This is a genomic window from Pseudomonas sp., assembly GCF_050739775.1.
In the GTDB taxonomy this organism is placed as follows: domain Bacteria; phylum Pseudomonadota; class Gammaproteobacteria; order Pseudomonadales; family Pseudomonadaceae; genus Aquipseudomonas.
Genome location: NZ_JBOICA010000039.1, coordinates 18163 through 42169, shown reverse-complemented (window position 1 = coordinate 42169; position 24007 = coordinate 18163). Strand labels below are relative to the sequence as shown.

The 24007-nt window shown below is 61.9% G+C and carries 29 protein-coding genes and 1 riboswitch; of the genes, 6 read left to right on the top strand and 23 right to left on the bottom strand.

Going from position 1 to position 24007, the window contains the following annotated elements; translation table 11 throughout:
- Window positions 1–144 precede the first annotated feature (144 nt).
- On the bottom strand, window positions 145–1077 hold the full coding sequence (locus ACRESH_RS19325; RefSeq protein ID WP_431743478.1) for a LysR family transcriptional regulator: 933 nt from the start codon (window positions 1075–1077) through the stop codon (window positions 145–147).
- A gap of 116 nt (window positions 1078–1193) precedes the next feature.
- Here ACRESH_RS19325 and ACRESH_RS19320 point away from each other — a divergent pair, with 116 nt between their 5' ends.
- A complete protein-coding gene (locus tag ACRESH_RS19320) occupies window positions 1194–1457 on the top strand; it encodes a DUF2798 domain-containing protein (protein WP_431743477.1) in 264 nt (87 codons plus the stop codon).
- Between the two features lie 9 nt (window positions 1458–1466).
- Here ACRESH_RS19320 and ACRESH_RS19315 read toward each other — a convergent pair whose 3' ends face one another.
- The 15 genes from ACRESH_RS19315 to cobO all read right to left on the bottom strand — a co-directional run bounded on the left by ACRESH_RS19315 (window position 1467) and on the right by cobO (window position 13937).
- Window positions 1467–2024, bottom strand: a complete 558-nt coding sequence (locus ACRESH_RS19315) for a glutathione peroxidase (RefSeq protein ID WP_431743480.1) — start codon at window positions 2022–2024, stop codon at window positions 1467–1469.
- Between the two features lie 43 nt (window positions 2025–2067).
- Window positions 2068–2190: a hypothetical protein gene (locus ACRESH_RS19310; RefSeq protein WP_431743476.1), complete on the bottom strand. Its 123-nt coding sequence runs from the start codon at window positions 2188–2190 to the stop codon at window positions 2068–2070.
- Window positions 2187–3389, bottom strand: a complete 1203-nt coding sequence (locus tag ACRESH_RS19305; RefSeq protein ID WP_431743475.1) for an MFS transporter — start codon at window positions 3387–3389, stop codon at window positions 2187–2189. Before ACRESH_RS19305 ends, ACRESH_RS19310 begins: the two co-directional genes overlap by 4 nt.
- Before the next feature lie 65 nt (window positions 3390–3454).
- Window positions 3455–3859 (bottom strand): MarR family winged helix-turn-helix transcriptional regulator, encoded by a 405-nt coding sequence (locus ACRESH_RS19300; RefSeq protein ID WP_431743474.1) that lies wholly within the window; start codon window positions 3857–3859, stop codon window positions 3455–3457.
- 52 nt (window positions 3860–3911) lie between these two features.
- Window positions 3912–5024 carry a glycoside hydrolase family 5 protein gene (locus tag ACRESH_RS19295; protein WP_431743479.1) on the bottom strand — a complete coding sequence of 371 codons (1113 nt, stop codon included), beginning with the start codon at window positions 5022–5024 and terminating at the stop codon, window positions 3912–3914.
- Window positions 5025–5174: 150 nt separating this feature from the next.
- Window positions 5175–5903 (bottom strand): adenosylcobinamide-GDP ribazoletransferase, encoded by a 729-nt coding sequence (locus ACRESH_RS19290; RefSeq protein ID WP_431743473.1) that lies wholly within the window; start codon window positions 5901–5903, stop codon window positions 5175–5177.
- 1 nt (window position 5904) lies between these two features.
- On the bottom strand, window positions 5905–6474 hold the full coding sequence (gene cobC, locus ACRESH_RS19285; RefSeq protein WP_431743472.1) for an alpha-ribazole phosphatase family protein: 570 nt from the start codon (window positions 6472–6474) through the stop codon (window positions 5905–5907).
- Window positions 6471–7526 carry a nicotinate-nucleotide--dimethylbenzimidazole phosphoribosyltransferase gene (gene cobT, locus ACRESH_RS19280; protein ID WP_431743471.1) on the bottom strand — a complete coding sequence of 352 codons (1056 nt, stop codon included), beginning with the start codon at window positions 7524–7526 and terminating at the stop codon, window positions 6471–6473. The genes cobC and cobT overlap by 4 nt, the downstream gene beginning before the upstream one ends.
- Window positions 7523–8044 carry a bifunctional adenosylcobinamide kinase/adenosylcobinamide-phosphate guanylyltransferase gene (cobU, locus tag ACRESH_RS19275; protein ID WP_431743470.1) on the bottom strand — a complete coding sequence of 174 codons (522 nt, stop codon included), beginning with the start codon at window positions 8042–8044 and terminating at the stop codon, window positions 7523–7525. The genes cobT and cobU overlap by 4 nt, the downstream gene beginning before the upstream one ends.
- Window positions 8037–9500, bottom strand: a complete 1464-nt coding sequence (locus ACRESH_RS19270) for a cobyric acid synthase (protein WP_431743469.1) — start codon at window positions 9498–9500, stop codon at window positions 8037–8039. The genes cobU and ACRESH_RS19270 overlap by 8 nt, the downstream gene beginning before the upstream one ends.
- A complete protein-coding gene (gene cobD, locus ACRESH_RS19265) occupies window positions 9497–10489 on the bottom strand; it encodes a threonine-phosphate decarboxylase CobD (protein WP_431743468.1) in 993 nt (330 codons plus the stop codon). Before cobD ends, ACRESH_RS19270 begins: the two co-directional genes overlap by 4 nt.
- Window positions 10482–11390 carry an adenosylcobinamide-phosphate synthase CbiB gene (cbiB, locus tag ACRESH_RS19260; RefSeq protein WP_431743467.1) on the bottom strand — a complete coding sequence of 303 codons (909 nt, stop codon included), beginning with the start codon at window positions 11388–11390 and terminating at the stop codon, window positions 10482–10484. The genes cobD and cbiB overlap by 8 nt, the downstream gene beginning before the upstream one ends.
- Window positions 11390–12037 (bottom strand): 5,6-dimethylbenzimidazole synthase, encoded by a 648-nt coding sequence (bluB, locus tag ACRESH_RS19255; RefSeq protein WP_431743466.1) that lies wholly within the window; start codon window positions 12035–12037, stop codon window positions 11390–11392. Before bluB ends, cbiB begins: the two co-directional genes overlap by 1 nt.
- Entirely contained in the window at window positions 12034–13329 is a 1296-nt protein-coding gene (locus ACRESH_RS19250; RefSeq protein WP_431743465.1) for a cobyrinate a,c-diamide synthase, read from the bottom strand. Before ACRESH_RS19250 ends, bluB begins: the two co-directional genes overlap by 4 nt.
- Window positions 13326–13937 (bottom strand): cob(I)yrinic acid a,c-diamide adenosyltransferase, encoded by a 612-nt coding sequence (gene cobO / locus ACRESH_RS19245; protein ID WP_431743464.1) that lies wholly within the window; start codon window positions 13935–13937, stop codon window positions 13326–13328. The genes ACRESH_RS19250 and cobO overlap by 4 nt, the downstream gene beginning before the upstream one ends.
- Window positions 13938–14102: 165 nt before the next feature.
- Window positions 14103–14326: riboswitch (cobalamin riboswitch) on the bottom strand.
- A 149-nt stretch (window positions 14327–14475) separates the two neighbouring features.
- On the opposite strand from cobO, the gene ACRESH_RS19240 reads away from it, so the two are divergent.
- Window positions 14476–15054: a hypothetical protein gene (locus ACRESH_RS19240; protein ID WP_431743463.1), complete on the top strand. Its 579-nt coding sequence runs from the start codon at window positions 14476–14478 to the stop codon at window positions 15052–15054.
- Between the two features lie 121 nt (window positions 15055–15175).
- Here ACRESH_RS19240 and ACRESH_RS19235 read toward each other — a convergent pair whose 3' ends face one another.
- The 6 genes from ACRESH_RS19235 to ACRESH_RS19210 all read right to left on the bottom strand — a co-directional run bounded on the left by ACRESH_RS19235 (window position 15176) and on the right by ACRESH_RS19210 (window position 20265).
- The gene (locus ACRESH_RS19235) at window positions 15176–15823 is read right to left on the bottom strand and encodes an O-methyltransferase (protein ID WP_431743462.1); all 648 of its coding nucleotides are present in this window, start codon (window positions 15821–15823) and stop codon (window positions 15176–15178) included.
- A gap of 16 nt (window positions 15824–15839) precedes the next feature.
- Complete coding sequence (locus tag ACRESH_RS19230) at window positions 15840–16373, bottom strand: C40 family peptidase (RefSeq protein ID WP_431743461.1); 534 nt, start codon at window positions 16371–16373, stop codon at window positions 15840–15842.
- Between the two features lie 133 nt (window positions 16374–16506).
- Window positions 16507–17139: a C40 family peptidase gene (locus ACRESH_RS19225; RefSeq protein ID WP_431743460.1), complete on the bottom strand. Its 633-nt coding sequence runs from the start codon at window positions 17137–17139 to the stop codon at window positions 16507–16509.
- A 115-nt stretch (window positions 17140–17254) separates the two neighbouring features.
- Window positions 17255–17959, bottom strand: coding sequence for a DnaA regulatory inactivator Hda (gene hda / locus ACRESH_RS19220; RefSeq protein WP_010220358.1), 705 nt, complete (start codon window positions 17957–17959; stop codon window positions 17255–17257).
- Between the two features lie 157 nt (window positions 17960–18116).
- Complete coding sequence (locus ACRESH_RS19215; RefSeq protein ID WP_431743459.1) at window positions 18117–19190, bottom strand: AI-2E family transporter; 1074 nt, start codon at window positions 19188–19190, stop codon at window positions 18117–18119.
- 25 nt (window positions 19191–19215) lie between these two features.
- Window positions 19216–20265 carry a DUF2066 domain-containing protein gene (locus tag ACRESH_RS19210; RefSeq protein WP_431743458.1) on the bottom strand — a complete coding sequence of 350 codons (1050 nt, stop codon included), beginning with the start codon at window positions 20263–20265 and terminating at the stop codon, window positions 19216–19218.
- Window positions 20266–20613: 348 nt separating this feature from the next.
- On the opposite strand from ACRESH_RS19210, the gene purM reads away from it, so the two are divergent.
- The 4 genes from purM to ACRESH_RS19190 all read left to right on the top strand — a co-directional run bounded on the left by purM (window position 20614) and on the right by ACRESH_RS19190 (window position 23400).
- Window positions 20614–21672 carry a phosphoribosylformylglycinamidine cyclo-ligase gene (gene purM / locus ACRESH_RS19205; protein WP_431743457.1) on the top strand — a complete coding sequence of 353 codons (1059 nt, stop codon included), beginning with the start codon at window positions 20614–20616 and terminating at the stop codon, window positions 21670–21672.
- Window positions 21672–22325 carry a phosphoribosylglycinamide formyltransferase gene (gene purN, locus ACRESH_RS19200; protein ID WP_431743456.1) on the top strand — a complete coding sequence of 218 codons (654 nt, stop codon included), beginning with the start codon at window positions 21672–21674 and terminating at the stop codon, window positions 22323–22325. Before purM ends, purN begins: the two co-directional genes overlap by 1 nt.
- 8 nt (window positions 22326–22333) lie before the next feature.
- On the top strand, window positions 22334–23044 hold the full coding sequence (locus ACRESH_RS19195) for a DUF3108 domain-containing protein (protein ID WP_431743455.1): 711 nt from the start codon (window positions 22334–22336) through the stop codon (window positions 23042–23044).
- A 173-nt stretch (window positions 23045–23217) separates the two neighbouring features.
- The gene (locus ACRESH_RS19190; RefSeq protein WP_431743454.1) at window positions 23218–23400 is read left to right on the top strand and encodes a hypothetical protein; all 183 of its coding nucleotides are present in this window, start codon (window positions 23218–23220) and stop codon (window positions 23398–23400) included.
- Window positions 23401–23445: 45 nt separating this feature from the next.
- Here the strand turns inward: ACRESH_RS19190 and ACRESH_RS19185 are convergent, their stop codons facing one another.
- Window positions 23446–23985 carry a DUF2058 domain-containing protein gene (locus ACRESH_RS19185; protein ID WP_431743453.1) on the bottom strand — a complete coding sequence of 180 codons (540 nt, stop codon included), beginning with the start codon at window positions 23983–23985 and terminating at the stop codon, window positions 23446–23448.
- Window positions 23986–24007 lie beyond the last annotated feature (22 nt).

Below are 24007 nucleotides of genomic sequence, written 5' to 3'. Positions count from 1 at the left end.
CACGCTTCCTCCCCACACTTGGTCGCCCTCATGCAGTTGCGCTTCACTTCGTTCGCTGTGGTCAGCTCACGGCGGAACTTTCACCCGCAAGATTGCGCCCATGCTGGGCGCACAACACAAAAAACCGCCGATTTCGGCGGTTTTTCATGCCTGCTCTCCAGGCCAGGCCTGCGCCAGGTTGTCCTGAAGATACGCCATGAACACCCGCACCTTGGGCGTCATGGCAAAGCGATCAGCCACACACAGATAGATATCCATCGGCTCGGTCTGGGCATAGGCCTGGGCGGGCTGTGAGTATTCGAACAGCGCTACCAACTGCCCACGCTCGATAAAGGGCCGGGCCACGAAGTCGGCCAGCCGCGCGATGCCACCATGGTTGAGCGCCATCTGGGTCAGCACATCGATATCGTCGCTGATCAACACATCAGCAAACTCGGCATCAAAGCGCAGACCATCGCGAACAAACCCCCAACGCAGAAAGCGCCCATCCACCGGATAGCGAAACACCAGGCAACGATGCTGCTTGAGCTGCTCCGGCGCCCCAGGCCATCCGGCCTGGGCCAGATAACCTGGTGAAGCGCAGCAAATGAACGGCACTTGGGCAATGCGCCGCGCCAACAGGCCATCTTCCAGCTGCGGCTTGATCCGGATACTGACGTCGACGCCTTCCTGGGCATGATTGACCCGTCGATCATTCGTAACCAGTTCAATCGAAAGTTGCGGATAGCGGGCACTAAAGGCTGGAATCAACGGTGCCAGTACATGCCGACCAAATGCCGAAGAAGAAGCGATAGACAAGCGCCCCTTCGGCTCGCTGTCAGGTGTCGTGACTGCCAGGTGGGCCTGTTCGAGATCACGCTCGATATGTTTGACCTTCTCATAATAGAGCGTGCCATTGGCAGTCAAGGCCATGCTGCGGGTGGTCCGCGACAGTAGCCGGACCTCGAGATGGGCTTCCAGACGGGCAATATTCTGGCTGACCGCCGCCGCACTCAAACCCAGGGTTCTGGCACCTCCGGCGATGCTGCCAGCTTCGACAACCTTGATGAAACTCTTGATCGAGCCCAGCAGATTCATGCAGATCAATCCAGCATTCGTAAGAATCTCTTTATAAAGACCTAAGCCAGCCTCGTCTACCTGAGCCGCTGTCGCGCTTGTTAGGCTGCGCCCTTCACACCACACAAGGAGTCCGCATGACCATGCAGAATGTCACCCGCCGCCGACGTAAACTTGGCGTTCGCACCACCCCTTACGTGTTCGCCTTCTACATGTCAGCGATCATGGCCCTGCTGATGTGCTTCGTGATCACCGCCGCCAACGCCGGCATCGACGCCTACTACCTGAGCAATGTACTCAAGGCCTATCAGCTGGCCATGCCGGTCGCGTTTGCCTGCGTCCTGGTGGTGCGCCCGATCGTGCTCAAGCTAGTGGCCTGGACCGTTCACCCCGGCCACTGAAACGGCACTTCACGGCTGCGAGGCGATGGCCTTCTCGATAGCGGCCATGAACTTGGGATCATCCGGCTTGGTCAGACTGGGGAAGCTGGCGATCACCTTGCCCTGGCGATCGACCACGTACTTGTAGAAGTTCCACTTTGGCGCACCGCTCTGCTCGGCCAACGCCTTGAACAACGGTGCCGCATCGCTGCCACGCACCGGCTGCGGCTTGGTCATGGTGAAAGTGACGCCGTAGTTGGCATAACAGACCTTGGCCGTCTTCTCGATGTCGGCGTCCTCCTGCTTGAAGTCGTTGGACGGTACCCCGAGTATTTCCAGGCCCTGCTGGTGATAGGTCTTGTAGACGCTTTCAAGGCCCTCGAACTGCGGGGCGAAGCCGCAGTAGCTGGCGGTGTTAACGACTACCAGCGGCTTGCCGGCGAATCGTTCACACAGGTCTATCTGCTCCTTGCCGCGCAACGCCGGCAGACTGCCCTGCTCCTTGAGCAGCGCCGGACACTCGGCTGCCTGCACAGAAGCCGCAGCCATCAGGGTAAACAGTGGAACCAACATCCAGCGAGTGCGCATCATCGTCTCTCCCTTGAACCGACATAGAGCTTGCAGAATACGCCTAGCACACGCCCATGCCCAACTGCATCAACGCCAGACCACCCGCCTGCCAGCCCCACCAGACCAGGGCCAGGAGCAGTAGCGCGACCAGGGCCAGGAGCCCGCGCAGTGCCAAGCGGTTCATGCCGCTTGCGCCTGCAGGCGCGCCACCGGACGTTCACGCACCGGCCAGTTGAGGGCTGCCGCCAGCAGGCTGAGTAGAATCGAGATCTGCCAGACCAGGTCGTAGTTGCCGGTCTTGTCGTACACCACGCCACCCAGCCAGCCGCCCAGGAAGGCACCCAACTGGTGGAACAGGAAGACGATACCGCCGAGCATCGACAGGTTACGCACACCGAACAGGGTCGCCACCGTGCCATTGGTCAGCGGCACTGTCGACAGCCACAGCAAGCCCATGGCAATGCCGAACAGGTAGGCACTGAACTGGGTAACAGGCGCCCACAGGAACAGTACGATCACCACCGCGCGTAACAAATAGAGTGCCGTCAACAAGCGCGGCTTGGACATCCGCCCGCCCAGCCAGCCAGCGGTGTAGGTGCCGACGATATTGAACAAGCCCACCAGCGCCAGCACCGTAGTACCAATGGTTGCCGGCAGGTGCTGGTCGACCAGATAGGCCGGCAGGTGCACGCCGATGAACACCACCTGGAAACCACAGACGAAAAAGCCCAGTGCCAGCAACCAGAAACCGGAATGTGAGCAGGCCTCACGCAGCGCCTGACCAAGACTCTGCTCGGCACCGTGGCTAGGCAGCGGCCGATCCTTCAACAAGCCAACCAGCGGTACAATGAACGCCACCAGCAGACCCAGCACCAGCAAGGCTGCCGACCAGCCAAGCCAGCCAATCAGGCCGAGGGTACCCGGCAGCATGGCGAACTGACCAAAGGAACCTGCAGCACTGGCAATACCCATGGCCATGCTGCGCTTCTCAGCGGGTACGGCACGACCGACCACACCGAGGATCACCGAGAACGAGGTGCCGGAAAGGCCAATACCAATCAGCAGGCCCGCGCTCAATGACAGGGTCACAGCCGAATCGGACATGCCCATCAGCACCAGACCTACGGCATAGAGGATCCCGCCGACCATCACCACTTTTGCCGCCCCCAGGCGGTCGGCCAGGGCCCCAGCGAAGGGTTGCGCCAAGCCCCAGATCAGGTTCTGCAAGGCAATGGCGAAGGCGAACACCTCACGTCCCCAGCCAAAATCCGCGCTCATGGGTGCCAGGAACAAGCCGAAGCCATGCCGCACCCCCAGAGAGAGCGCCAGGATCAACGCAGCCCCCAGGAGAATCCAACCACTGCTTCGCCATACCGATGTCATTTTTGTTTTCTCCACAACGCCGCAAGGTTATACGGGTATATACCCGCTTTAAGTCGAAAAAAGGCTCAGGCAAGCAGCTCAAGCAGACGTACCAGTTCATCGCGCTGCCCTTCACCCAGGGTATCGATCAGGCTTGTCTGGGCTTTTTCCCAGGCAGGCTCGGCCACTCTTAAACGCTCACGGCCCTGATCGGTCAGCAGCACAAGACGATTGCGCAGATCACGGCCTTCCGCCAACGCCACCAGCCCTTCAGCCTCCAGCACCCGCAGGTTACGCCCCAGGGTACTGCGATCCAGGCCCATGGCCTCGGCCAGGGTCGAAATACTCGGCTGGTCGAGACGACGCAAATGGCGCAGCAGAGAAAACTGCGCAACATTGATCCCGAAGCCTTCAAGGGCCTCGTCATAGTGCCGGCTGACCCCTCGGGCAGCACGACGCAGATGGGTGCAGATGCATTCACTGGTCAACATGATTAGGTGTATATACCCGCATAATCCCCAGAGCAAGCATTTCCTGATCAAACTAAGGCTGCAGGCGTTTGCGAATTGGCTCGAACTCAGTCGTAGCCTGGCGTTTCAGCGGGTCCGCACGCCCCTGTTCGATCGCCTGCCAATAAGCCCAGGGCACCTTGGCGCTGCCCAGCTCGTAGTCCATGCCGTCCCAGCTGTCCTCACGAAAGCTGTAAAAGGCCCAGTGCAGGTTGGCCCGGTCAAGCGTGCCCAGCACGTCCTCAAGGTATTGTCGGCACCCCGGCAAGCGGCGCATGCAGCCGAACTCCCCTGCTACCAGGCGGTTGGCAGGCACTTGCTGCGCTTGCGCCCACTGCAAGGGGCTTTGCAGGTAAGTCTCGACCCTGGCGCTGTCCCATGCCTGCTGCTGACCGGCAAACTTCACCGGCCCGGGATAGGCATAAGGTTTTGCGCGGTTCATGTTGGGTGCGCTGGTAGCCTCATAGGGCTCGTACATATGAAAGCTGTACAGCACGCGCGCATCGGACAGCGCGCTCGGCCAGTAGGCAAAGGCATCAGCGGCGGCATACCAGCCGGCATCGACCATCACTGGCGTCAACGGGTCCACTTCGCGGATGGCGGCGATGATCTGCGTATAGAAGGCCGGTAGATCACGGGCGCTGCCCTGCTGTTGCTGATACCAGGCACGCATGTCGGCGGCCTGGGCATGTTCAGCAAGCCTGCCCATCTTTTCCGGAGCCGGCTCGTTGATCAGGTTGTAGGCGGCTATCGCTGGATGATCCTTGAGGGCTGTGGCCAGATCACGCCAGAAGGCGGCCGATTGCGTCCACCAGGCCTTGTCCTGCCACAGGCGGTCGTCGAAACGACCATGATTGTTCTGCGCCCAGCGCATGCCCGGCAATGACAGTGGCGCAATGACTACCTTGAGCCCGGCGGCATGGGCAGCATCGAGTGCCTTGCGCAGTTGCGCCAGATCCTCGGTGGCCAGCCCCTTGTAGCCATCGGCGTCGCCCAGCAGGAAGTCACGACCGACAGGTTGCCACTTGTCATAAGACAGCCGCACCCAGGTGGCGCCGTAATCCTTGAGCGCCTGGAAGTACGCCTGATCAGGCGGCAGTCGGTTGAAACTGTTGCCACCATGACGTGGGGCATCCCAGAAGTCGATCAGGTCTGCCGCCTTGGCGGTGGCGAAAAAACAACACAAGGCCAGCAGCCCGCCTTGCAGTAACCCCTTCATATGCCACCTCCCCTGACAAAGAAGGGGGAAGCATACACCTGAGGCCGTCCGGGGAAAGGACTCGCTGATTGCCAGGGATTACAGCGCCAGAGTGAGTAAAACCGTCAACTCAAGCAATTCCAGTAATGCACCGGCAGTGTCCCCAGTGGCCCCAGCCAATCGCCGAATCATCATTCGACGAATACAGAAAAAAGCTACACCAACAGCAGCCAAAACATACAAGCCTTGCAGACCTGCCAGACACAGACACAGGATGCAACTGGCAAGCAACACCCATCCCCCGCTACGGCGCGGCACATGATCGGCCAGAGCCTGACCCAATCCACCGGCCCGCACATAAGGTGTAGACAGAAACAGACCGAGCAAAGCCGCCCGGCCAAGCAACGGCGCCAGGATCAACAACGGGCCCTGACCACGCTCCACCAGCACCAGCAAGGCGCAGAACTTGAGCAACAGCACCAGCACCAGCGTCACCACGGCGATTGGCCCGCTGCGTGGGTCCTTCATGATCTCAAGGGTACGCTCGCGGTCACCGAAGCCGCCCAGCCAGGCATCGGCACTGTCGGCCAGGCCATCCAGGTGCAGACCGCCGCTGAGCATGACCCAGGCACTGAGCAACAAGGCCGTGTGCAGCAGCAACGGGCTGCCATCGAGCACAGCGTTCAGGCCCCAGAGCAGCACGCCAAACAGCAGACCCACCACCGGGTAGAACAACAGAGAGCGACCCAGTTGTTCTGGTGACGGCATCCCCGGCAGACGCACCGGCAAACTGCTGAGAAACTGCAAGGCAATCCAGAACGCCAGCATCTCAGTGCACTTCTCGCAGACTGCCGTCAGCCAGCACCTCAAGGCGGCACAAGGCACCATGGCCGACTTCGACCTGCAGCAACTGCTCACGGGGCAGCCCCCTGGCCCGCGCCAGCAACAGACGCATCACGCCACCATGGGTAACCAGCAACAGGTGCTTGCCAGCATGTTCCCGGTGCAACTCGGTAATGGCTGCCAGCACCCGATTGGAGAAATCGATTACCTGCTCACCGCCGGGAGGGGTGAAGACATAGGGATCCGCCCAGAACTGCCCCAGCTGCTGCTCATGGGTGAGCATCAGATCGGCGGCGCTGCGCCCTTCCCACTCACCAAAATGCAGCTCCCGCAACCCAGGTGCCAACTGCAGTGGCAAGCACATTTGCTCGCCCAGCGCCTGGGCAAAACGTGCACAGCGCTGCAAGGGTGAACTGACCAAGGCCTGCCAAGGTCCGGCTCCTTCCACCGCTGCCTGCATCTGCGCCCAGCCCTTGGCTGTCAGCGCATCATCGAGGCTGCCGCGCAGGCCGCCACCCAGCTCGGTTTCACCGTGGCGCAACAGGTCGATGATCATGCCGGACGGTCCGCCACGGCGGCTTCGGCGAAGGTCGCCATCTGCCCGTGCAGGTCGCAAGCCAGGCGCAGCACTGGAACGGCCAGCGCCGCACCACTGCCCTCGCCCAGGCGCAATCCGAGCTCCAGCACAGGCTCGGCAGCCAATTCGGCCAACACGCGACGGTGGCCTGGCTCGGCGCCCCGGTGACCAAACAACAGCCAGTCACGGCAACCTGAATTGATCCGCACCGCCACCAACGCGGCAACGGTGCAGATAAAGCCATCGATCAGTACCGCAACCCCAGCCTGGGCACAGCCCAGGTAGGCCCCCACCAAAGCGGCGATTTCAAAGCCACCAAAGCAGAACAACCGCTGCAATGGATCAGCGGACAGGCCCGCATGGACCTGTAAGGCGCGCTCGATAACCTCGGCCTTGTGGCGAACGCCAGCGGCATCCAGGCCAGTACCAGGGCCACTGAGTTCAATGGCCGGGCACTTGAGCAAGGCACAGGCCAAGGCACTGGCTGCGGTGGTATTGCCGATGCCCATCTCACCGCCAATGAACAGTTGGGCGCCGCCGGCCGCTGCCCGCAAGGCACTCTCACGACCACCCTGCAGCGCTTGCAGGCCTTGCTCCCAGGTCATTGCCGGGGCCTTGGCAAAATTCGCCGTGCCAGCACCGACCCGCAGGTGTCGCACACCCGGCAAACTCAAGTCCGGGTCGATGGTGCCCAGGTCCACCACCTCCAACTGCGCCTGCAGTTGACGCGCCAGCACGCTGATCGCCGCACCACCGCCGACAAAGTTCTGCAGCATCTGCCCGGTCACCGCCTGGGGGTAGGCCGAGATGCCTTCGGCGACCACCCCATGATCGCCAGCGAAGATCACGATGCTCACCCGATCCAGGCATGGCTTGAGTTGCCCCTGCAGGCCGGCAAGCTGTACCGCGATCAATTCCAGCCGCCCAAGGGAGCCGGCCGGCTTGGTCAATTGCTGCTGACGCGCCAAGGCCTGCTTGCAAGCAGCCTGATCAACGGCACGGCAGGCATCCAGCCACCAGGTCTGACTCATGGTGCAGTTCCTTTCAGAGTAAGGGGTAGGCCAGCGACAGTGAGCACCACCCGCTGACAGCGCTCGGCAATGGCCTGGTGCAACCAGCCAGCTTCATCGACGTACCGGCGGGTCAGCTCGCCCAGTGGTACAACGCCAAGGCCTGTCTCGTTGCTGACCAGAATGATCTCGCCGGGTAGCTCGACCAGGCATTCGAGCAGCGCGGTGCGCTCGGCCAGCAGACGCTCGGGGTTATCCAGCATCAGCAGGTTGGTCAGCCATAGGGTCAGGCAGTCCACCAGCAGGCAGCGCCCGGCACCAGCGTTGGCGCGCAGCACCTGAGCCAGGGCCAGGGGCTCTTCGATCAGGCCCCAACTGGACGGTCGGCGCTCACGGTGCAGTTGTACCCGGGCATTCATTTCACCATCCAGCGGTTCGCTGGTGGCGATGTAGGTGACTGACAAGCCACTGCGCTCGGCCAATTGTTCGGCCAGGCGACTCTTGCCAGAACGGGCACCACCAAGGATCAGGTTAAGCATGTCGATTCAGTCCGCACAGTTGTCGTAGACAGCGAGTATCCAGGTGCTGCTCGACCAGGTCGGCCAGGCGCTCGATGTCGCGCTCGCGCAGGGCCTGGTAATCGACGTGTTCGACCTCGTGCAAACCGGCCCAGCGCAACAGCGCCGCGCACGATTGCAGGTTTTCGAACAGGCCGTGCAGGTAGGTCGCGAGGACCTGCCCGTCGGCACTGATGGCGCCATCGCTGCGACCGTCCGCCAGATGCACCGCAGGATGCTCCAGAGCGGCGCCATGCGTCACCCCGGCATGGATTTCGTAGCCGCTGATCGGCGCCTGCTCCAACTGCAAGGTACCCGCCACGTTACGCAGTTGCTTTTGCGCCTCCAGCACGGTGACGAAATCGAATAAGCCCAGTCCTTCACTGCTGCCTGCCGCCCCTTCCAGCCCCAGCGGATCCTCCACCCGCTGACCGAGCATCTGCAGGCCGCCACAGATACCCAACACCTTGCCGCCATAACGTAGATGGCGACGGATGGCCTGGTCCCAACCACGGGCACGCAACTGCGCCAGATCGCCGCGCACGCTCTTGGAGCCAGGCAAGATGATCAGGTCTGCTGGCGGAATGGGATCACCAGGGCCGATGAACTGCAGGTCCACTTGCGGATGCAGGCGTAGCGGGTCGAAATCGGTATGGTTGCTGATGCGCGGCAGCACCGGCACGATCACTTTGAGTGCGCGCGCGGCCTTGTCACCCTGGCGCTGATCGATGCCGTCCTCGGCTTCCAGATGCAGGTCCATCACATACGGCAACACGCCCAGGACCGGCTTGCCGGTGCGCGCCTCAAGCCAGTCCAGGCCCGGCTGCAGCAAGGCGAGGTCGCCCCGAAAACGGTTGATGACAAATCCTTTGACCCGCGCCTGCTCACTGGCCGACAGCAGTTCCAGGGTGCCAACCAGATGGGCGAAAACCCCACCCCGGTTAATATCGGCAATCAGGATCACCGGGCAGTCCACTGCTTCGGCAAAGCCCATGTTGGCGATATCACCGGCGCGCAGGTTGATCTCCGCTGGCGAGCCCGCCCCTTCGACCATCACCACCGGGTACTGCGCACTCAAGCGCTGATGAGAGTCCAGCACCGCCTGCATGGCGATAACCTTGTAGTCGTGATACGCCACCGCGTTCATGCTGGTGACCGCACGACCGTGGACAATCACCTGGGCGCCGGTGTCGCTGTTGGGCTTGAGCAGCACCGGGTTCATGTCTGTATGCGGCGCCAGTCCCGCCGCTTGGGCCTGGACAGCCTGGGCGCGGCCGATCTCGCCACCGTCGGCGGTCACGGCACTGTTGAGCGCCATGTTCTGCGGCTTGAACGGCACCACTGCCACACCCTGGCGCAACAACCAGCGGCACAGCGCAGTAACCAGGGTGCTCTTGCCGGCATCGGAGGTGGTGCCCTGCACCATCAGGGTACTCATGGCTGTTCCTTGCGGTAGTCGTTGAACGCCTGTTGCAGTCGCTGAAAGTCCTGTTCCGTAGCCGGTAGACCAAAGCGCAGACTGGCCGGTTGGCTGAACAGGCGCAGCAAAATGCCCCGTCGGGCCATGAACTCATATAACTGCACGGCCTGATCGGTGACCAGGTACTGGAACAGATCGCAGCCTCCTGCTGGAGTAAAACCCGCAGTGCTCAGCAAGGCGGCCAGTTGCTGACTGGCCGCCGCACAGCGAACAATCTGCTGCTGATGCGCGGCGCTGTCGAGCAGACAGGCCTGGCCGAGAATCCGCGTTGGCCCGCTGACGGTCCAGGGGCCCAGCAGTTCGGCCAGGCGTTGCAACAACGCAGGTTCAGCCAACACAAAGCCCAGACGCACACCCGCAAGGCCGAAGAACTTGCCGAACGAGCGCAGCACGATCAGCCCCGGACGTTCTGCCTGGGCGCCAATGCTGTGCTGCGGGGTGTTGTCGATAAAGGCTTCGTCGACCAGCAACCAGCCACCACGCTGGACCAGACGGGCATGCCAACCCAGCAACTGCTCAGCCGTGAGCAAGCAGCCGGTGGGATTGTTCGGGTTGACCACCACCAGCACATCAAGGCGCTCGAGCAGGTCGTCCACTTGCTCGCACTGCAGCTCAAGCACTTGATGCCTGGCACGCCGCCAGCCCTCAGCGTGCTCGGCGTAACACGGCGACAGTACGCCAACCGTGCCGCGGGCGCGCAGTTGCGGCAAGGCCTGGATCGCGGCCTGTGAGCCCGCTACCGGAAGTACCTGGTTGACGCGGTAATACTCGGCTGCGGCCTGCTCCAGACCGTCGTCGGTCTCCGGCAAGCGCGCCCAGGCACGCAGCGGAATGTCCGGAATGGCGTAGGACCAGGGTGCAATGCCGCTGGACAGGTCCAGCCAGCGTTCCCGGGCAATACCGTAATGCTGCACTGCACGCTGCAGTCGCCCACCGTGCTCAAGCATAGAATTCAGCCCCCAGGCACAACAGCAGCAACCACAACCAGACACCCTGGCACACCAGACGCCAGCCGCGTTCGATAGCATCGGCATCGGCCACCGGGCCTTCGCCCAGTTGTGCACGCTCGTGCAGTTCACCGTGATACACCGCCGGGCCACCCAGCTCCACACCCAAGGCCCCCGCGCCTGCGGCCATCACAGGCCCTGCATTGGGGCTGTCCCACAACGGCGCCTGACGCCGCCAGCACGAGAGAGCCAGTCGGGTCTTGCCGAGCAACGCGTAAGTCAGCGCCACCAGCCGTGCCGGTATGTAGTTGAGCAGGTCATCGATACGCGCTGCGGCCCAGCCGAAACGCTCGAAGCGTTCATTGCGGTAGCCCCACATGGCATCCAGGGTATTGCTCAGGCGATAGAGCACCACACCCGGTGCGCCTGCCAGAACAAACCAGAACAGTGCGGCGAACACCGCATCGCTGCCATTCTCCAGCACCGATTCGGTGGCAGCGCGCGCCACTGCGGTTTCGTCCAGCTCCCGGGTTTCGCGGCTGACCAGAAAGCCTACACGACGGCGCGCTTCATCCAGATCACCGCGGCGCAAGGCGTCGGCTACCGGGGTCACGTGTTCCCCCAGGCTGCGCAGGCCCAAGGCGCAATACAAGGCCAGCACCTCCACCAACCAACCGATGTAGGGCAGCCAGGACAGCAAGGTGACCAACAAGGTCAGGGGAATCACCGCCAGGAACCAGGCCGTCACGCCATGGCTGCGCCAGCCGCGGCCAGCGGCATTGAAACGCTGCTCCAGGCGCCCGGCCAGACGGCCGAAGGCGACCAGTGGATGCCGACGCTGGGGCTCACCCAACAGCGCATCCAGCGCCACACCGGCAACAGTCAGCAACGCCACACTCATCAAGACTCTCCCCACTGGTTTTCAAACAGCATGTCGCTTAACGGCCGCGCCGTGGTCCAGCCCTCCAGCACCAGCATCGGTGCCGGATAGAACGCCTGTACCGGGCCCAGGCAGAGAATCGCCAGCGGCTTGGCACCGTCCGGCATCCCCAGCAGCCCGGCCAGCGCCTGGGGTTCGAACAGCGATACCCAGCCCATGCCCAGCCCTTCGGCGCGCGCCGCCAGCCAGAGGTTCTGGATCGCACATGACAGCGACGCCAGGTCCATCTCCGGCAAAGTGCGACGGCCGAAAATGTGCTTCTCGCGGTCATCCATCAAGGCCGCTACCAACACTTCGGCGCAGTCGCTGATACCTTCAACCTTGAGTTTCATGAATTCATCAGAGCGCTCACCCAGCGCCTCAGCGGTACGCACTCGCTCAGTTTCTACCACCCCCTGGATGCGCTGACGCAGATCGCGGTCGGTGATACGGATAAAGCGCCAGGGCTGCATCAGCCCGACGCTGGGGGCCTGATGCGCAGCTTCGAGCAGGCGTGCGAGCAGTTCGGGCGCCACCTCGCCCTTGATGAAGTGACGCATGTCGCGCCGCTCACCGATCGCTCGGTAAACCGCCGCACGCTCGGCATCAGTGAAAGCCTGGCCACTCATGGTGCCAACAGCGCCGCCGCCGCTTGGGGGTTGGAGGCAAAGTAGAAATGCACGTAGGAGGCCGTCAGTCGGCCACAGCGGTAGACCGCTTCGGCACCACGGCCGCCATTGGGGCTGTGACCGCGGGCAATCGGCGCAAGCGAGGTAGTGGTCAGCGAGTGGTGGTAGGTGTGCCCGCGCAAGGTGCCTTCAGGCAGTTCCACCGCTTGCAGGGCCAGGGCTGCCAGACGCTTCTGCATCACTGCCTCGCCTGCAAGCAGGCCTAGCAACTCGGCACGCTGCCCGGCGACATCGGTCAGGGCATCAAGCAGATAGAGCATGCCGCCACATTCAGCGAGCAAGGGTTTGCCCGCCTGGTGATGATCACCAATGGCCGTGAGCATCGGGGTGTTGGCCGCCAACGCCTGGTGATGCAGCTCCGGATAGCCGCCCGGCAGGTAGAGGCTGTCAGCCTGCGGCAGCGTACGGTCATGCAACGGCGAAAAGAACCTCAGCTCGGCCCCCATGGCCCGCAGCAGGTCGAGGTTGGCGCCGTAGGTGAAGGCGAAGGCCTCATCCCGGGCCACAGCAATCGTCACTCCGTCGAGCAAGGGCTCGATGTCCTGCGGGGTCGGTGCTGCGAAAGCCACTGCAGGCGGCAAGGACGACTCACAACTGGCACCCAGGGCAGCAGCTGCAGCGTCCAGGCGAACATCCAGGTCGTTGAGCTCACTGGCCTGGACCAGGCCCAGGTGCCGACTCGGTAATTCAATACCGGTTTCCCGCGACAGGCCGCCGTACCAGCGCAGCCCTTCGGTGAGGCTACCCTCAAGCAACTGGGCGTGACGCAGGGTGCCTACACGGTTGGCCAGCACCCCGGCAAATGGCAGGTCGGGTTGATAACGCGCCAGGCCCAGAGCCAGGGCGCCGAAGGTCTGAGCCATGGCGGTACCGTCGATCACAGCCAGCACCGGCACGTTAAAATGACGGGCCAGATCGGCACTCGACGGCGTACCGTCGAACAGGCCCATGACCCCTTCGATCAGGATCAGATCGGCGTCGCCCGCCGCCTCCCAGAGCAGCCGCCGACTTTCCTGCTCACCGACCATCCACAGGTCCAGCTGATATACCGGGGCGCCACTGGCCCGTTCGAGGATCATCGGATCAAGGAAGTCCGGGCCGCACTTGAACACCCGCACCTTGCGCCCCAGGTTGCGGTGCAGCCGCGCCAGGGCGGCGGTCACGGTGGTCTTGCCCTGGCCCGAGGCCGGGGCGGCAATCAGCACCGCCGGGCAGTGGCGCGTGTCACTCATAGTTCAACGCCCTTCTGCGCACGGATGCCGGCCTGGAAGGCATGTTTGATCATGCCCATCTCAGTGACGGTGTCGGCCAGTTCGATCATTTCATCCTTGGCACCACGACCGGTGACAATCACATGCTGCATCGGCGGCCGCGCCTGCAGGTCGCTGAGCACTTGCTCCAGATCGAGGTAGCCGTGCTTGAGAGCAATGTTCAGTTCATCGAGTACCACGAAGGTGATCGTCGGGTCCTGAAGCAATTGGCGCGACACCGCCCAGGCCGCCTCTGCTGCGGCGATGTCACGCTGGCGATCCTGGGTTTCCCAGGTAAAGCCCTCACCCATCACGTGATAGCGCACCTGCTCGGGAAAACGCCGGAAAAACAACTCTTCGCCGGTGCTGTTGCGGCCTTTGATGAACTGCACCACGCCGCACTGCATGCCATGGCCCATGGCCCGGGCAAGCATGCCGAAGGCCGAGCTGCTCTTGCCCTTGCCGTTGCCGCTGAGCACCAGCAGCAGGCCGCACTCGTTAGGGGCGTTGGCGATACGCTCGTCGATTACCGCCTTCTTGCGCAGCATACGTGCCAGGTGGCGTTCGTCACGCTCGGTGGATTCAGTCATCGAAGTCTCCGCAAACCATTGTCAGCCAATCTGCAACGAGCCTAGCAGCACAGGGCTGCACAGGGTTCGCGACAAAGAGATGGCAACAGATGAATGGATAAGGCAGACGGAGAAACGCGCAGGGCTGCGGCACAGGCCGAAGAAACCGCGCATCACCCTCCGTGATGCCGTTGGCTGTTGCAGGCCGGTCTCCGGGCTTGTGAGCGGGCCATGAACACCCAGGGTCGCGCGCCTTCCCGGGTGTGATTACCCAGTGGCCATGCGCGGCCTTGACTCACCTACCGTTGCGGGGGCAGCGCCGGACTCGCACGCATTGGCGTACCCACCGGCTTCCCTGTTTCACCCTGCCAGACCACAGCCCACAGAGCACCTGAAACAAGTCGCGAAGGTTAGAGGGTTGCACCCGGAGCGTCAATGCAAGGCGCAGCACTGGCCTGGATCAATGGCGTCATTGTCATCTTGTGTCACTCTGATATCAGTGATATCAAATAGCCATAACCTGGCTATGCTCGATTACAACGATAAAGGAGAGAGCGGCATGCAAGGACTTGTCATCACCAACCCGCGCCTGGAATTCCTGCGCCCGGCCCTGGAACACTGGGTCGAATGCATCGACCGCCTCAACCAGACCCTGGGCGACAACGAAGCCCCTTACTGGCACGGCGCCCAAGCCAACCTCAGCCTGCTCTCGGCCGCCGCCTGGCAAGCGGAACTGGTGACCCTGCAACACCACCAGAGCAAGAAACAGCGCGACGAAGGTGAGCGTGAAGGCCGCTGCGACTTGTACATTGCCAACCGTGAAGAAGCCGCGTACCTGCAAGCCAGCCAACGCTGGCCGCGCATCGCCCGCCTGGACCTGAATAACGCCCTGCAGGAAACCGCCTTCGCCGCCCGTCAGGTGGCTGCACCCAGCCAGCTCAAGGTCGGCGCCCTGTTCGCCAGCCCCTGGAAGGCCGGGCAACATGCCAGCCCCGAAGAGCTTCAGGACCTGGTTGACGACCTGCACAAGCACACCGCCTGCGCCATTGCCTGGTACTTCCCCTACGCCTACCGCAAGCTGCATAACGAGGCCGGGCAATACCATCCGGGGGTCGCACTGCTACTCAAACAGGCGTGATCAACGATCAGTGTGGCGGTGTGTTGATGGCTGATGATGTGGGCCTTATCGCGGGGCAAGCCCACAGGATCTGAGCAACCCTGTGGGAGCGGCGGTGCGGCGACTCGATTTGCCCTGCGATTCAACGCTTACGACAAAGCGTCAAGCCATCCCCTATGGGCAACATCGACAGGTCCACCCTTGGATCGTCCTTGAGCCCCAGGTTCAATGCCTGGATCGCTCGCGTATCTTCACTATCAGGCTGCACCTGGAGCACTCGCCCGCTCCACAGTGTGTTGTCGAACAACACCAGCCCACCCGTGCGCAGCAAGCGCAAGGCCTCTTCCAGATATCGCGGGTAGTTGGCCTTGTCGGCATCGATGAAGATCAGGTCGTAACGCTGCGCCGGCAACGCAGCCAGAGTCTGCAAGGCTGGCGCCAGACGCAGCTCGATACGCTCCGCCACCCCGGCCTCCCGCCAGTAGCGCCAGGCAATGGCGTTGTAGCTGCCGGCAAGATCGCAGCACAACAATTGCCCCTGCTCCATGGCCTGGGCCATGCACAGTGCGCTGTAGCCAGTGAAAGTGCCGACTTCGATCACCCGTTGCGCGCCGATCAAGCGCACCAGCAACGCCAGCAACTGCCCCTGCTCCGGCGCCACTTGCCAGCGCGCCTCGGGCAGGGCCTGGGTTTCGGCGCGCAAGCGGGCCAGCAACGGCGTTTCGCGAAGAGCAACCGCCTGCAGGTAATGGTAGAGAGCATCATCGAGGTAGAGCGTTTGCGCAGTCATCGCCTACCTCGCAAGGTCAGGGGTTGCGCGCCAGGTGGGCAGGTGACAGGACCCGCTTGGCATTCAGATAAGCTTTGTGCCAATAGCTATTGGACAGGTAGTCCAGACGCACGGTTCCGCCAGCAGACGGGGCATGAACGAATCGGCCTTCGCCGACATAGATTCCGGCGTGACTGACCTGAGCGCCACCATTGGTGGCAAAGAACACCAGGTCCCCCGACTGCAGGGCAGCGCGCTCTATGCTTGGCGCACGGATGCCGATCATTTCGCGGGTCGAACGCGGCAAGGCAATGCCGGCGGCATCGCGATAGACGTAACCGATCAAGCCACTGCAATCGAAACCCGAGTCCGGTGTGTTACCGCCCCAGCGATAAGGCGTACCGACCAGGCCCAAGGCACGGAACAGAACATCTTCGGCAACCGGAGAGAAATACACCTGAGGCGCCATGACAGCTGGCTCGACCACCTTGGACGGGGTCGGGGCATGGCTGGAGCAGGCACCGAGCAGTGCCAGCAGGGAAAGTAGAGCGAAGCGCGCCTTCATCGCCATGGTCAGAACATCCTGTCTGAAGCCGTCCGGCGGTGGGCCGGAAATAGTTGAGAATTTAGATTAGACGCTTTCTGTAAACACGCACGGCGACGAGCTTTTCAGCTACGTCGCCGTGATACCGCAAGGCCTATGATCAGTTGCGCGAGATAGTGGTCGCGGTCGGTGCCATGGCCAATGCACGCTTGGCTTCGATAAAGGTCTTGCTCCAGTAGCGATCACCGAGTTTGTCGATGCGCACGCCACCACTGCGGCGGCTGCTGGAGTGGATGAACTGATCGTCGCCCAGGTAGATCCCGGCGTGGCTGACACGACCGCGACCATTGGTGGCAAAGAACACCAGGTCACCCGGCTTGAGGTTGCTACGCGCAACCAGCGGGGCTTTAACGTTGATCATTTCGCGGGTGGAGCGCGGCAGGTTGAGGCCGGCTTCTTCGCGGAACAGGTAGCCAATGAAACCGCTGCAATCAAAACCAGTGTTCTCGGAGGTACCGCCGAAACGGTAGCGGGTACCGATCAGGGACATGCCGCGCTCGAGAATGTTGTCTGCCAGGGCTGGCAACTGATAAGGCTTGCTGCTGGTGAAATCCTGCAGCTCTTCTTCGCTGGCCAGCTCTTCCTCGAACACCGACGAGGCGGAGGACTTGCTCGAAACCTGAGCGGTAACCGGTTGCTGAGCCTGTTGCTGCGAAACAGGGCTATGCGCCGCGCAGCCAAAAAGCAGGGTCACAAGTGCAAGGGGCACGAGGGGTGCGAAGCGCTTTAGCATGGGCACGACCGTGTCTGGAATTTATAGAGGGGGAAACTATGCCTTCTATCGGGTCGATTTGCAAATTCAATCGAAAAAAATGTGACTTTTACGTGCCGAGGCTCTAGAACCTGCCTTACCAGCCTAAAGTTTCTTTCAAAAACGGGATGGTGAGCTTGCGTTGGGCCTGCAAAGAAGCCTGATCAAGACGCTCGAGCAAGTCGAACAACGCACTCATGCTGCGGGTGCCACGGGTCAGGATGAAGTGCCCGACCTCGTCGGTCAGGTGCAGGCCGCGTCGCGAAGCACGCAGTTGCAGGGCGCGCAGCTTGTCTTCGTCAGACAGCGCACGCATCTGGAAAATCAGCGCCAGGGTCAGGCGCGACTTGAGGTCTGCCAGCTTGATCGGCAGTTCCCGGGGCGAACTGGACGCCGCCAGCAACAAGCGTCGACCGCTGTCACGCAGGCGGTTGAACAGGTGGAACATGGCCTCTTCCCACTCCGGTTTGCCGGCAATCACATGCAGATCATCCAGGCAGACCAGTTCGTACTGTTCCAGGTTGTCCAGCAATTCGACACCGCGGTCGAGCAGTTGCGCCAGCGGCAAGTAAACGGCGGGTTCACCCAGTTGCTCGAAACGCAGGCAGGCGGCTTGCAGCAGATGGGTACGCCCGACGCCTTGCTTGCCCCAGAGGTAGATCAGGCTTTCAGTCCAGCCGGCGTCGGCTTCGCAGAGTCGCTCGACGTAGCCCAATGCTGCGGCGTTGGCACCCGGGTAATAGTTGATGAAGGTGGCGTCATCACGCAGACGCACACCCAAGGGCAACTGGATCGGTTTCATGCTGGCTGGGCGCTTCCGAAGAACCGCAAGGGGCCTTTTTTGAAAAGTCTGCAAAGTTTATACCCGTGACGCCGGTCGCACAATCAGCGCTGTCCACAAGTAAAATCAAAGGCTTGCATCGACGCCTGGCAACCGATGCAAGCCTTTGGCTATCAAGCTAGAGATCCGGGTCGATCTCACCTGCATATATATCCGACTCTTTATAGAGGTCATGGACGTGACGCAGCAGCACCATGATCACCGCCGCCACCGGCAGCGCCAGCAGAACACCGGTGAATCCGAACAACTCACCTCCGGCGAGAATGGCGAAAATAACCGCCACCGGATGCAGGCCGATGCGGTCACCCACCAGCAATGGCGTCAGGACCATGCCCTCGAGTGCCTGGCCGACCATGAATACAGCGGCGATCGCGAGCAGCGGATAAGGATCACCGCCAAACTGGAATAACCCGGCAATCATCGCCGCGCCGATACCTATAATGAAGCCCATGTACGGGACGATGGCTGCCAACCCTGCCAGCAGACCAATCAACAACCCGAGTTCAAGACCCACCAGCATCAGGCCAGATGCATAGATCACCCCAAGCGCCAGCATCACCAGCAACTGCCCACGGACGAAAGCGCCAAGCACTTCGTGGCACTCGCCGGCCAGCGCCACCACCCGCTCCTCACGTTGGCGTGGCAGGAGGCGACGGATCTTGGCCATCATCAGGTCCCAGTCACGCAGCAGATAAAAACTCACCACCGGGATCAGCACCAGGTTGGCCAACCAGCCCAGCAGGGCCAGCCCCGAAGCCGTGGCCTGGGACAGGATGACCCCGACAATGTCGGTGGTCTGCCCCATGTGACCACTGATGGCAGCCTTGATCTTGTCAAACTTCCAGAAGCCATCGGCCAGTCCAAGACGTATCTGCACCCAGGGTAAGGCGTCATGCTGCAACCAATCGAGCATCTGCGGCGCCAGCTCATAGAGCCGCACCAGCTGTTTGGCCAGCATCGGCACCAGCACCAGTAGCAGCAGGGTCAGCAGCAGGGTAAACAAGGTGAACACCACCACCACACCCCAAGTGCGGGATAGCCCGGCACGCTCCAGGCGATCCACCAGCGGGTCGGCCAGGTAGGCCAGCAGGATGCCAACCAGAAATGGCGAAAGAATCGGGTGCAGCCAGTACAGCAACGCGGCGCACAGCAAGGTTACGCCGAGCCATACCCAGCGACGCATATCAGTCATGAACGGCTCCAGGCCAGGTCAGGGATTACCAACGAAAACGCAGGCCATTGAACGGTTTCGGCGCAGCGGCCCGGGTCGCCCCCGGGTTGGCCGGATCAACTGCAGGCGGCTGTACCGGCGCCTCGGCTGGCAGTTCCTGCAGTTTGGCCAGGCCCAGTTGGGCGCGTAGCTGATCACTGTTGCCGGTCACCTGATAAGTCAGGATATCACCTGCAACCTGGTTCAGGCGCACGCCATAGGGTTCCAGCACCCTGCCCAGTTCAGCATAACGCGCCAGGTTCATGCCCTGAACCTGCACCTGCATTTCACTGCTGGCACCCGGGCGGGCCACGAAGCGCGGCGCCAGGCGGCTGCTGACCGCCAGCATCACGGCATCGGCCAACGCTGCCTGGTCGGCACCTGCAACCTTGCCCTGCTCGCGCTGCTCACCCAACCACAGGCGCCAGGTGCCCTGCCACTTGCCATCGGCTTCACTGGCGTGCACCGCCAACAGCGCATCGGCGCCATAACGCTCGGAAGCGTTGCGCAGCGGCGCAGGATCCGCGCCTTCAAGATTTTTCGCGGTCGCCACCAATTGCTCATTGAGGTCGGCCAGTGGCAGGCGCAATGGCAGGCCACGGTGCTGGGCAGCGCGGCGCAGTGGCGCGGCACTGCGCTGGCCATCGCCGACCAGGCTCGAGCCTCCGGTACTGTCGTTCAACCACCAGCCGAGGATCGAAGGCCGGTTGTTGCCCCACAACGCCAGGCCAGCCTGGCGCAAGGTACGCTCGGTGCTACCCGGATCGAAGTCCACCAGCACGGTCTCGGGCGGTCCGGCCTCGAAGCCGAACTGGCTGATGATCTGTTGCGGGTCCTTGCGCAGCGCCGCCAGGGCCGGGCTCTGCGCCGCCTTGGGGTCGCCGGTCAGGCGCAGTACGAGGGTTTCAAGGGCTTTGCCGGTGGCCTGGGTACGGGCTTCGGCGCCCTGGCCTTGGACCGGTTCGCGGACCTGGTAGAGACCGGAGAGGGTTTCGCCCTGAGCCGACAGAGCAAACAAGGCAAGACAGCTAACGGCCAGGTAATTACGCAAACGCATGGAGGATTCCTGTCCTGGTAATTAAAGAAGCGATGCTTAGTTAAATAGATGTCGGTATGAGCGCAGCACCCTGCAAAATATTCGGCCAGCACGGTCAATTTCATCTCATCGTCTTTGCTATACCTTATACAGCCTGCGCCCTGGCAACCAGTCAGGCACTGTGAAAGCCTATTTTTTTAACCGATCTGGGCCCTGCCCGTCGGCCTGAGGATGGCCGCTACCGGGCAACCCTGATAAAATCGCGCGCCTTCGCAGACCGGCGACGGTCAGGCAATCGGATTACCCTCCGCCTTGCCTGGCAGGTCACGGTCGATTCCCCTGAATCCCTCCCCCCTAAAGGCCTGGATCATGAGCAAGCAACCCTCCCTGAGCTACAAGGACGCCGGTGTAGACATCGACGCCGGTGAAGCATTGGTCGAACGCATCAAAGGCGTTGCCAAGCGCACGGCGCGCCCGGAAGTCATGGGCGGCCTGGGCGGTTTTGGCGCCCTCTGCGAGATCCCGGCCGGCTACAAGCAGCCGGTTCTGGTCTCCGGTACCGACGGTGTCGGCACCAAGCTGCGCCTGGCGCTGAACCTGAACAAGCATGACAGCATCGGCCAGGACCTGGTCGCCATGTGCGTCAACGACCTGGTGGTCTGCGGTGCCGAACCGCTGTTCTTCCTCGACTACTACGCCACCGGCAAGCTCAACGTCGACGTTGCCGCTACCGTGGTCACCGGCATCGGCGCTGGCTGCGAACTGGCTGGCTGCTCCCTGGTCGGCGGTGAAACCGCTGAAATGCCCGGCATGTACGAAGGCGAAGACTACGACCTGGCCGGCTTCTGCGTTGGCGTGGTGGAAAAAGCCGAAATCATCGACGGCTCCAAGGTTGCCACTGGCGACGCGCTGATCGCTCTGCCGTCTTCCGGCCCGCACTCCAACGGCTACTCGCTGATCCGCAAGATCATCGAAGTCGCCGGAGCCGACATCGAAAACATCCAGCTCGACGGCAAGCCGCTGACCGAACTGCTGATGGCCCCGACCCGTATCTACGTCAAGCCGCTGCTCAAGCTGATCAAGGACACCGGTGCAGTCAAGGCCATGGCCCACATCACCGGTGGTGGCCTGCTCGACAACATCCCGCGCGTCCTGCCAAAAGGCGCCCAGGCGGTGGTTGACGTCGCCAGCTGGGAACGCCCGGCAGTCTTCGACTGGCTGCAGCAGCAAGGCAACGTTGACGAACACGAAATGCACCGTGTGCTGAACTGTGGCGTTGGCATGGTCATCTGCGTAGCCCAGGACCAAGTCGAGATCGCCCTGAAAAACCTGCGCGATTCTGGCGAACAGCCATGGGTCATTGGCCAGATCGGCGTTGCTGCCGAAGGCGCTGCCCAGGTCGAGCTGAAGAACGTCAAGGCGCACTGATGCCAAGCAAGTCGTGTGATGTCGTGGTGCTGCTGTCCGGCACCGGCAGCAACCTGCAAGCCTTGATCGACAGCGTCCACACCGGCGATAGCCCGGTGCGGATCCGCGCGGTCATCTCCAACCGCGCCGATGCCTATGGCCTGCAGCGCGCCCATGATGCCGGCATCGACACCGCCGTGCTCGACCACAAAGCCTTCGAGGGCCGCGAGGCGTTCGACGCAGCACTGGTCGAGCTGATCGACGGCTACCAGCCGCAATTGGTGGTGCTGGCTGGCTTCATGCGCATTCTCAGTGCCGGGTTCGTGCGCCACTATCAAGGCCGCCTGCTGAACATCCATCCGTCGCTGCTACCCAAGTACAAGGGCCTGCACACCCATCAGCGCGCTCTCGAAGCAGGTGACAAGGAGCATGGCTGCAGCGTGCACTTCGTCACCGAGGAACTCGACGGCGGCCCGCTGGTCGTACAGGCAGTAATACCGGTACAGTTGGATGACACGCCAGAACGTCTGGCGCAAAGGGTTCACAGCCAGGAACATCATATTTACCCGCTGGCGGTGCGCTGGTTCGCCGAAGGCCGTTTGCGCCTTGGTGAGTACGGTGCTCTACTGGATGGCCAGCCTCTGGCGGCCAGCGGCCACTTGATTCGACCCTAGGAGATTTTATGCGTCGCGCCCTGCTCTTCGCTCTTGCCGTGCTCGCACTGCCGCTTCAGGCAGCGGATCTAAAGCCTTTCTCGGCAAGCTATACCGCCGACTGGAAGCAGCTGCCCATGAGCGGCACCGCCGAACGCAGCCTGGAAAAGAACGCCAACGGTACCTGGAGCCTCAACTTCAAGGCATCGATGATGATCGCCAGCCTGACCGAGCAAAGTACCCTGCGGTTGGACAAGGGTACCCTGCTGCCACAGACCTACCACTTTGAACGTGGCGGCTTGGGCAAGGCCAAGAAAGTCGACCTGGATTTTGACTGGAGCAGCAAGCTCATTACCGGCACCGACCGCGGTGACGCGATCAAGCTGCCGCTGAACCGTGGTGTGCTGGACAAGTCCACCTATCAACTGGCCTTGCAGCACGATGTCGCAGCCGGCAAGAAGAGCGTGAGCTACCAGGTGGTTGATGGCGACGAGATCGACACCTATGACTTCCGCGTCCTGGGCACCGAAAAAGTCACCACCAAGACCGGCCAGGTCGATGCTATCAAGGTCGAGCGCGTACGCGACCCGAGCCAGAGCAAGCGCATCACCGAGCTGTGGTTCGCTAAGGATTGGGACTACCTGCTGGTACAACTGCGTCAGGTCGAGACTGACGGCAAGGAGTACGTGATCGTGCTGCAGGACGGCACGGTCGATGGCAAGTCGGTCAAGGGCAACTGATCGCCTGACTGCTGGTGCCCCCCGAAACCCCGCCTTGTGCGGGGTTTCTTTTTTTGGGACCGCTCCCACATGAAAGATGTTTCATGGGCCAAGCATTTACTTAGCCAGCTAACAAATTCTATAAAAGAGACCTGCGACACGGTGCCGCAGTTAACTGAACGTGGAGTTTGCAGATGACTGTCAAAGTAACTGAGCGCGACGAAAACAAAATGTCCTACGAAAGCCTGGCAGCAGGCCTGCGCATCTGGGATGTGCATCAGCAGGATGAACTGGTGGGCATGTTCCACAATGAACATGAAGCCCACACCTACCGTATCGAGCTGGAATTCCTCGAAAGCAGACAACAACAGGAATAATCCCTTTCAGAAAACACAAACCCCGCCGAAGCGGGGTTTGTCGTTTTACCACATCAGATCGTCAGGGATCACATAGGCCGCATACGGATCATCGGCATCCGGCTCTTCAACCTGGGTGTTGAGCAAGACAATCCGCTTGGGGTCGCGTTCCTGGATCTTCAGCGCCGCTTCACGCGGGATTACTTCATAACCACCGCCATGGGCGACAATCGCCAGCGAGCCGCTGCTCAGCTTGCTGCGCATCAGGGCATTGACCGACAGACGCTTGACCTTCTTGTCATCGACAAAGTTGTAGTAGTCCTCAGTGGTCAGCTTGGGCAGGCGCGAGACCTCGATCAATTGCTTGACCTGGGCGGCACGGGCCTTCTGCTCGGCTTTCTCCTGCTGCTGGCGGTTGAGTTCCTGGTCGCGCTTGGCTTTTTCCGCCATGGCTTCCTTGGCCAGCCGCTGCTGGGTATCGTCAACTTCGACCTGGCCTTTGTGTTCCAGGCGCTTCTGTTTCTTCTGATCTTTACTGACCTGCTTGACCTGTTTCTGGTTGACCAGACCGGCTTTGAGCAATTGGTCGCGAAGGGAAAGGCTCATTGTTCACTCACTTATGTGCTTC